Origin of the sequence: Shewanella sp. AC91-MNA-CIBAN-0169 (genome assembly GCF_040310165.1) — a bacterium.
Classification (GTDB): Bacteria; Pseudomonadota; Gammaproteobacteria; order Enterobacterales; family Shewanellaceae; genus Shewanella.
Map to the genome: position 1 here is coordinate 1 of NZ_JBEOPM010000129.1, position 265 is coordinate 265.

Below are 265 nucleotides of genomic sequence, written 5' to 3' on the forward strand. Positions count from 1 at the left end.
GATGATAGGTTCCCATCTCGCCTTGTGCATCCACTTCATCAGCGCGGATCACGGCATAGGGACCAATGAAGACATTGGCATGAATAATGACTTTGCCACAAATAATAGCGGTTTGATCGACATAGGCTGTTCGATCGATGATTGGGAGGTCGCCAGATGGGTTTTTACGAATAATAAGAGGTCTTATTGGGATTGGGTAATGGATTAATTAGGATTGATACTTGCGTCAATCCTAAGCATAAATAAAAACAACTGGGTCGAAAGG

General features: G+C 43.0%; 1 protein-coding gene. It reads left to right on the forward strand.

Annotation, left to right across the window (positions count from 1 at the left end; translation table 11 throughout):
* Positions 1-208, forward strand: a 208-nt coding sequence (locus AAEY98_RS22405) for a hypothetical protein (RefSeq protein WP_351019802.1), incomplete at its 5' end; no start/stop codon positions are given.
* Between the last annotated feature and the right edge of the window lie 57 nt (positions 209-265).